General features: G+C 68.4%; 8 protein-coding genes and 1 pseudogene. 3 read left to right on the top strand and 6 right to left on the bottom strand.

Features of this window, described 5'->3' with window-relative positions; all coding sequences use genetic code 11:
- Positions 1-59 precede the first annotated feature (59 nt).
- Positions 60-461, top strand: a complete 402-nt coding sequence (locus ACTICP_RS12665) for a phage holin family protein (protein ID WP_441892880.1) — start codon at positions 60-62, stop codon at positions 459-461.
- Positions 462-464: 3 nt separating this feature from the next.
- Here the strand turns inward: ACTICP_RS12665 and ACTICP_RS12660 are convergent, their stop codons facing one another.
- Both ACTICP_RS12660 and ACTICP_RS12655 read right to left on the bottom strand, forming a co-directional pair.
- Positions 465-1,733 (bottom strand): hypothetical protein, encoded by a 1,269-nt coding sequence (locus ACTICP_RS12660; protein ID WP_441892878.1) that lies wholly within the window; start codon positions 1,731-1,733, stop codon positions 465-467.
- The gene (locus ACTICP_RS12655) at positions 1,730-1,993 is read right to left on the bottom strand and encodes a hypothetical protein (RefSeq protein WP_441892876.1); all 264 of its coding nucleotides are present in this window, start codon (positions 1,991-1,993) and stop codon (positions 1,730-1,732) included. The genes ACTICP_RS12660 and ACTICP_RS12655 overlap by 4 nt, the downstream gene beginning before the upstream one ends.
- Before the next feature lie 212 nt (positions 1,994-2,205).
- Here ACTICP_RS12655 and ACTICP_RS12650 point away from each other — a divergent pair, with 212 nt between their 5' ends.
- Both ACTICP_RS12650 and purB read left to right on the top strand, forming a co-directional pair.
- Positions 2,206-2,679 (top strand): low molecular weight protein-tyrosine-phosphatase, encoded by a 474-nt coding sequence (locus ACTICP_RS12650; RefSeq protein WP_441892888.1) that lies wholly within the window; start codon positions 2,206-2,208, stop codon positions 2,677-2,679.
- 23 nt (positions 2,680-2,702) lie between these two features.
- Positions 2,703-4,085, top strand: a complete 1,383-nt coding sequence (gene purB / locus ACTICP_RS12645) for an adenylosuccinate lyase (RefSeq protein WP_441892886.1) — start codon at positions 2,703-2,705, stop codon at positions 4,083-4,085.
- Positions 4,086-4,208: 123 nt separating this feature from the next.
- Here purB and ACTICP_RS12640 read toward each other — a convergent pair whose 3' ends face one another.
- The 4 genes and pseudogenes from ACTICP_RS12640 to ACTICP_RS12625 all read right to left on the bottom strand — a co-directional run.
- Positions 4,209-4,598 carry a hypothetical protein gene (locus ACTICP_RS12640; RefSeq protein WP_441892874.1) on the bottom strand — a complete coding sequence of 130 codons (390 nt, stop codon included), beginning with the start codon at positions 4,596-4,598 and terminating at the stop codon, positions 4,209-4,211.
- Positions 4,595-5,239 (bottom strand): acyl-CoA synthetase, encoded by a 645-nt coding sequence (locus ACTICP_RS12635; protein WP_441892872.1) that lies wholly within the window; start codon positions 5,237-5,239, stop codon positions 4,595-4,597. The genes ACTICP_RS12640 and ACTICP_RS12635 overlap by 4 nt, the downstream gene beginning before the upstream one ends.
- 136 nt (positions 5,240-5,375) lie before the next feature.
- A complete protein-coding gene (locus ACTICP_RS12630) occupies positions 5,376-6,188 on the bottom strand; it encodes a sulfurtransferase (RefSeq protein ID WP_441892870.1) in 813 nt (270 codons plus the stop codon).
- A 43-nt stretch (positions 6,189-6,231) separates the two neighbouring features.
- Positions 6,232-7,121, bottom strand: a pseudogene (locus tag ACTICP_RS12625) (cell division initiation protein); the annotation flags it as partial.

Genomic DNA, 7,121 nt, shown 5'->3' with positions numbered 1-7,121 from the left:
TGTCGCAAATTTTGCGACAACTGCCATGGGCGAGGCGATCGTGCGAGACTGAATGCACCATGCGTTTCATCATCCGAGTCGTCATCAACGCGTTCGCGCTGTGGGTCGTCACGCTGATCCCTGCGCTGCAGGTCGTGATCGTCGCCTTCCCTCCCGGCGAGACGCTGCAACTCGTGCTGACGCTGCTCGCGGTGGGCGCGATCTTCGCGCTCGTCAACACCATCATCGGCACGGTCATCAAGATCGTCGCCTTCCCGCTGTACATCCTCACGCTCGGCCTCATCGGCTTCGTCATCAACGGCTTCCTGCTGTGGCTGACCGCGTGGATCACCTCCGGCTTCGGTTGGGGCCTCACCGTCGGATCGTTCTGGTGGGGCGTGCTGGCCGCGATCATCATCTCGATCATCAACGCCGTGTTCGGTGCGATCCTGCGCCCGCAGAAGCGCAAGCGCCGCGACTGACGCTCACTCGCGCTTCGCCACGTACTCGATCGATTCGATCGACACCGCCTCATTGAGTTCCCTGGCTTTGTCGCGCCACGCCTCCAATCTCACGTCACCGGACGCGTCGACCATCTCGGCGGTCTCGATGTAGTTGCCCAGCATGTGCGCCGGCAGCCCCAGGTCGAGCGAGCTCCCGTCACGCGTGGCGACGATGCTGTCGGTTGCCCCGCTGCCTCCGGGCAGACCACCGCCGGCGAGCCCACTGACGATATCGTCCGGGTGCCGCATCTCGATCAGCAGCTGATCTTCACCGACGGTCGGATGCATCGGACTGCCCGCCGTGACCTGAACGGAGACGTCGAACTCGCTCTGCGTCGACAGGTAGGCCGAGTTCATGGCGCCCTGCGAGTGGGCATAGACCTGGACCTCGTCGCCCGGTTCCGCGCCAGACGCCTCCAGCGCTTCGATGGTCGCGGCGTACGACGCCGGCTCCTCCCCCAGATACGCGTCGATGTTCGATTCCATATCGAACGGCTCGTCGGATGCCAACGACTGCGTGCCCTTCGAATACAGCACGAAGCGGCGGGACCCGTCGGCCATCGAGTACTTCTCCACCGTGATCTGCCCCGCCGAGGCGTCCAGTCGCCGGAATCCCTCAGCCAGACTCGTCGGCGGTGCGATCGGGGCCGTCGTCCTGACGGGAGCCACCGAGACCGGCCCCGCGCTCCCGGACAGCGTCGCGTTCGGAGGGAGCCTGCCGAATCCCCTGGCGCCCAGGGCAGCGGCGGCCGCGAAGAGCACCGCGATACCCGGGCCGGCGTGCAGGCCGTCCAGGTCGAACTGCTCATCCAGCCCGTCGAACCGATTCTTCTCCCACGCGGCGATCAGCCAGGTCTCCATCTCGAGAACGCGTGGATCGGATGCTTCGAGCGCGGCGACCCTGTCGAGAAGGGCGCCCGTCGGCGGCTTCCCCTGAATCGCCAGCGCGTCGAGCTGCGCGCGGCGCTCGACGAGCTCGTAGACATCGGCCATGAGCCGAGTGTTCTCCCCCGCGGTACGGCAGTCCTCATGCAGCGCCTCCGTGCGGTCGACGCTCGCCCACAGCGCGGCGGTGTCGACGTGCGCCCCGGTCGTCGGCATCGCGGCGAGGCTGCCGTGCGCCCGTCGCACGGCATGCGCAGCATCCTCGAAATGCGAGGCGAGTGCGACCAGCGCATCCGCCACGGCGCGAAGCGCCTCCGGATCGACGGCGATCGCACCACCGTGCGTGATGTCGAGCCCGCCGCTCATGATGCCGCCATCGCTTCGATCTCCCAGAGCCGACTGCTCAGCTCGCCTGCTTCGGACGCCGTCCGCGCCCGCAGTTCGAGGATCAGCTCGTGCAGGGCGGCGACCCCTCTGGTATGCCATTCGCCGTCCGCAACGAGGGGCAGCAGAGCGGCACCGGCGTCCTCCAGCGCGGTGATCGCGTCGTTCACGGCACGCTGTGCGGAGTACCAGTTCCAAAAGGCGTCCGATGCCCATGCCTCGGCGGCGACGATGTTCAGCATGCGACCAGGATGCTCCGCGGCGACACCGCGCAAGGGCCGAGAACGCGCGAACAGTGCACAGGTCTGCACAAGCCCGCAGTGTGCAGAACAGGTCGTGAACGCACGCCGCTCGACTGTGCAGTGCACGCCGCGGCAGGCAGAATGGATGCGTGTCCCCGACAGATCCGTTCCGCGTCATCTTCGTGTGCACGGGCAACATCTGCCGCTCGCCGATGGCCGAAGCCGTGTTCCGCGACCTCGCCGAGCACCAGGGGCTCGGCGCGCTCATCGTCACCAGCAGCGCGGGAACGGGCGAATGGCACGTCGGCGAACGCGCCGATGTGCGCACACTCGAGGCGCTCGAGCGCCGCGGCTACGACGGATCGGCGCATCGCGCGCGGCAGTTCACCGCGGAATCCTTCGCCGAGAACGACCTCGTCGTCGCCCTCGACCGCACCCACGAACGCATCCTGCGGCAGTGGGCGCGCGACGACGACCAGGAGGGCAAGGTCACGATGCTGCTCGCCTACGATCGCGACGCCGACAGCCTCGATGTCCCCGACCCCTACTACGCTGACACCGCGATGTTCGATGCCGTGCTGGCTATGATTGAGACGGCGACCCGAGGCCTGTTCCGCCAGCTCGAACCGGCCCTGCGTCAGAGCCGCCCGGCACGGCGCGCTCAGCACCGCACGCCCCAGAACTGAGGGGCCCGATCAGGAGGAATCCGCTGACTTCCCCGAACGCCTTCCCCGTCCAGCCGCTGAGCCCCCTCGACGGGCGCTATCGTCCAGCCGTCTCCGCCCTCGGTGACTACCTCTCCGAAGCCGGCCTCAATCGCGCGCGCGTCGAGGTCGAGGTCGAGTGGTTGATCGCGCTCACCGACCGGTCGCTGTTCGAGACCTCTCCCCTGTCGGATGCCGACAAGCAGCGCCTGCGCGGCCTCTACCGCGACTTCGGCCAGGCCGAGATCGACTGGCTTGCCGAAAAAGAGGCCGTCACCCGCCACGATGTGAAGGCCGTCGAGTACCTCGTGCGCGATCGCCTGTCCGCGCTCGGCCTCGACTCCATCGCCGAGCTGACCCACTTCGCCTGCACAAGCGAAGACGTCAACTCGGTCTCGTACGCGCTGACCGTCAAGCGCGCGGTCGAGAACGTCTGGCTACCGGCACTGGATGCCGTGATCGCGAAGCTGCGCGAACTCGGGATCGAACATGCGGATGCCGCGATGCTCTCCCGCACGCACGGTCAGCCCGCTACGCCCTCGACGATGGGCAAGGAGCTCGCCGTCTTCGCATGGCGCCTGGAGCGCGTGCGCGCTCAGATCGCAGCATCCGACTATCTCGCGAAGTTCTCCGGCGCGACCGGAACCTGGTCTGCGCATCTCGCCGCCGACCCTGCGGTCGACTGGCCGGAGGTCGCCCGCGAGTACGTGGAGGGGCTGGGGCTCGGCTTCAACGTGCTCACCACGCAGATCGAGTCGCACGATTGGCAGGTCGAGCTCTACGACCGCGTGCGCCACGCTGGCGGCATTCTGCACAACCTCGCCACCGACATCTGGACCTACATCTCGATCGGCTACTTCACGCAGATCCCGGTCGCCGGCGCCACCGGGTCGTCGACCATGCCGCACAAGATCAACCCGATCCGCTTCGAGAACGCCGAGGCGAACCTCGAGCTGTCAGCGGCCCTGCTCGGATCACTGTCGCAGACGCTGGTCACCTCGCGGATGCAACGCGACCTCACCGATTCGACGACGCAGCGCAACATCGGCGTCGCATTCGGGCATTCGCTGCTCGCGCTGGACAACCTCCGTCGCGGGCTCAACGAGATCTCGCTCGCGAAGGACGTGCTGCTGGCCGATCTCGACGTGAACTGGGAGGTTCTCGCGGAGGCGATCCAGACCGTCATCCGCGCCGAGGTCGTCGCGGGCCGTTCGACGATCAGCGACCCCTACGCGCTGCTGAAGGAGCTCACCCGCGGACACCGGGTCGGGGGCGCCGAGCTCGCCGAGTTCGTCGAGGGCCTCGAGATCGGGGATGCCGCGAAGCAGCGCCTGCTCGCCCTCACCCCTGCGACCTACACGGGCCTCGCCGAGCGCCTCGCGCAGTAGCGCGGTCAGCGCGCGTCGCTCGCGCGGTGCGGTAGCCGCTTGCGCGGCACTTCGTGACATCCGCGCCATCGATCGGTGCAGCGGATGCCGAAAAGTGGCGCGCGTACCGTCCAGACGCCGCGGTCAGGATGCCGCGGGGTCGGTGTCCTGGGGCTCATCGCCGTCGGCCTCTGCGGCCGGGGCATCGCCGGACTCGGCGTCGCCGGGCTCCTCGTCGTACAGCACGGGGCGATCGAGGGTCTTCTGCTCGTAGTCGCGCGGGTCGACGGCGAGGATCAGCATCGACATGATCAGCAGCGTGACGATGAACGCGCCGCCGCCGATCACGAGGCCGAGAGCGACAGGGGTGAGCCCGTCGTAGTTGCCGTTGGCGATCGCACTGTTGACACGTGAAGTGAACGCACCGGTCGAGACGAGGGTCACGACCGCGGCGAACACACCGGCGATCAGGGCGATACCGAGCAGGTGCAGCGGACGCAGCAGCTCTCGACGGGTGGACTTCTTCTCGCTCACGCAGCGCCTCCGGTCGGGGTCGATTCGCCCACAGCATCCGCGGTCTCAGCATCCTGCGGTTCGGCGCGACGCGGCGAGAACCCGGCGATGGCGAGGAAGACCGCGACGATCGCCGCATAGCCGCCGAACATGCCGACGGCGAGGATGATTCCGGTGAGCGTCAACGCTCCGGCCCCGTCGACGGAGTACTGCAGCGCATAGTTCGCCGGGATCAGCAGCAGGACGACGGCGAGCAGCAGCCCGAGCGCGCCGACGACGATCGCATCCTTCGCGGCTGGTTCGGTGCGGCGGGCGCGGAGGCCGGCGATGAGCTCGACCAGTCCGGATGCCGCCGCCCAGACGATCACGACGACGAAGAACACCCCGTCCGTGCGCCACGTCGGGATGCCGCTGACGATCGCGGCGGCCAGATCGATGGCGGCCAGGAGGATGAACGGCCAGCGCCTGCCCGCGGACGCGACGAGCCACGCCCCCAGAATCAGGATGAAACCGCTCGCGGCGACGAATCCGCCGAACACGGAGAAGCCGATAGCGGCAGAGTGATCGGGCGAGAACGTGATCATGAGAGCCGACGCCGCGGCGAAGAGCGCGCGCAGCAGTTGGACGTGGCGCACGGTGAACGTGCGAGCAGGGGCAGACATGACGATTCCTCGGTCTTCCGGGGTGGTGCCTCCAGTCTACGCGCGAAGCCTGACCCTCGATGAAAGGAGGAAGATGTCGGCCACACCGGCCGGGAGCCGACAGTTTCCTCCTTTCATCGGCTGAGGCGGGTGCCCGCTAGGCGACCGGGCGGCCGGGGGTGTTCGACCACTGACTCCAGGAGCCGTGGAAGATCTTCGCGGGGATGCCGGCCTCGGTCAGCACCAGGGCCGTCCGCGCGGCTGTGATCCCCGACCCGCAGTACGCGCCGACCTCGATGCCGTCGACGACTCCGACCTCGGCGAACCTCTCGCGCAGGTCGTCGAGACTGCGAAGCGTGCCGTCCTCGCGCACATGGTCCGTCGTCGGCAGATTGACGGCACCGGGGATGTGCCCGGCGATCGGATCCATCGGCTCGACGTCACCGCGGTACCGCTCGGGCGCACGCACGTCGAGCAGGATGCCGGATGCCGGCAGAGCCGCAGCCTCATCGATCGAGAGGCTGTCGCCCGTGATGTCGCCGAGTTCGACGTCGCCGGTCTCCGGCGTGACGTCGCCGCGCTCGACCGCACCACCCGCTGCCTGCCAGGCCTTCCAGCCCCCGTCGAGCACCCGCACGTCGACGCCGCCCTGCCGCAGCATCCACCACGCACGTGCCGCGGGCAACCCGCCGGCATCGTCATAGGCCACGACGACGTCGCCGCTGTTCAGACCCCAGCGGCGCGCAGCATCCTGCAGGTGCACCCTCGTCGGGAGCGGATGACGGCCCTCGTCGGGCCGACCGGGCCGCGACAGCTCCGTTTCGAGATTCACGTACACGGCGCCCGGGATGTGCCCGGCAAGATACTCCTCGCGGCCGTCCGGCTGATCCAGCCTCCACCGCACGTCGAGCACGCGCGCTCCGGCATCCGTCAGCTTCTGCAGCTCGGTCACGTTCACCAGTTGCGACATGACTTCAGGCTACGCCGCTGCGTCTCTCGTGCCGTGGGCGGGGTCAGCCCTTCTCGCCGTCCTCGTCGGAGTCATCGTCATCGTCATCGTCATCATCATCCACGTCGTCGGCCTCGTCGGCATCCGGCGCCAGTTCGATGACCTCGTCGCCCTCTTCGAGGACGTCGGCGTCGTCGGCATCCTCGGCGACTTCGGCGTTTCCGGCATCCTTGCCTGCGGCCTCCGATCCGAGCACACCGTCGGGGCGGATGAGCTCTCGAACCTCGGCCATGAAGCTGTTCAACTGCTGCTGTTGCCAGCGCAGCTGACGGGTGCGGTCCTCGGCGTCGCGGAGCACGTCGGTCGTGTGACCGGTGACGGTGCTGACGATCTTCTGCGCCTTGAGCCGGGCACGCTCGAGGGTCTCGCGCGCCCGCATCTGCGCATCGGCCTCGATCGACTGCGCCTGCGAGCGCATCAGACGCTCGTAGTCCTCAGCCTTGGCCGAGATGCGCTTCGAGTGCTCCAGGGATGCCGCGACCTGCTCGTTCGCGTCGAGCGTGATGCGCTCGGCGTGTGCGACGGCCTGGTTGTGCAGCAGCAGGAACTCCTGCTGCGCGTCGTCCTGCCTGCGGGTCAGGGTCTCTTCGAACTCGAGCACGCGGGCATTCATCTCGCGGACCTCGCGCTCGGCATCCGCGCGCTGCTGGGTGGTCTCGCGGGTGACCATCGACCGGAGCGCCGCGGCGCCCTTCTCTGCCTCGGTGCGGACGGTCGCGGCCTCCTGCTCGGCCTGGTTCACCTTCTCGGCGGCGTGCGCGGCCTCGCGATCGATGCGCGCCTCGTGGGCCGTGTACTCGGTGTCGATGCGCAGGCGCACCTGGTCGGCGTCGTGCTGGGCCTGCGTGGTAACGCGGTCGACCTCGGCGGCGAGCTCCGCGCGGCGGCCGTCTG

It is taken from the genome of Microbacterium sp., assembly GCF_052102115.1.
Classification (GTDB): Bacteria; Actinomycetota; Actinomycetes; order Actinomycetales; family Microbacteriaceae; genus Microbacterium.
The sequence above is the reverse complement of the archived record's forward strand: the minus strand, read 5'-3'. Positions and strand labels throughout refer to the sequence as shown.

What these genes read in the sequence shown, in the direction of transcription:
- ACTICP_RS12635 (WP_441892872.1), bottom strand. Translation starts at nt 5,239, where the DNA reads ATGTCTGCCCCTGCTCGCACGTTCACCGTGCGCCACGTCCAACTGCTG.
- ACTICP_RS12650 (WP_441892888.1), top strand. Translation starts at nt 2,206, where the DNA reads ATGGCCGAAGCCGTGTTCCGCGACCTCGCCGAGCACCAGGGGCTCGGC.
- ACTICP_RS12655 (WP_441892876.1), bottom strand. Translation starts at nt 1,993, where the DNA reads ATGCTGAACATCGTCGCCGCCGAGGCATGGGCATCGGACGCCTTTTGG.
- ACTICP_RS12660 (WP_441892878.1), bottom strand. Translation starts at nt 1,733, where the DNA reads ATGAGCGGCGGGCTCGACATCACGCACGGTGGTGCGATCGCCGTCGAT.
- ACTICP_RS12630 (WP_441892870.1), bottom strand. Translation starts at nt 6,188, where the DNA reads ATGTCGCAACTGGTGAACGTGACCGAGCTGCAGAAGCTGACGGATGCC.
- ACTICP_RS12665 (WP_441892880.1), top strand. Translation starts at nt 60, where the DNA reads ATGCGTTTCATCATCCGAGTCGTCATCAACGCGTTCGCGCTGTGGGTC.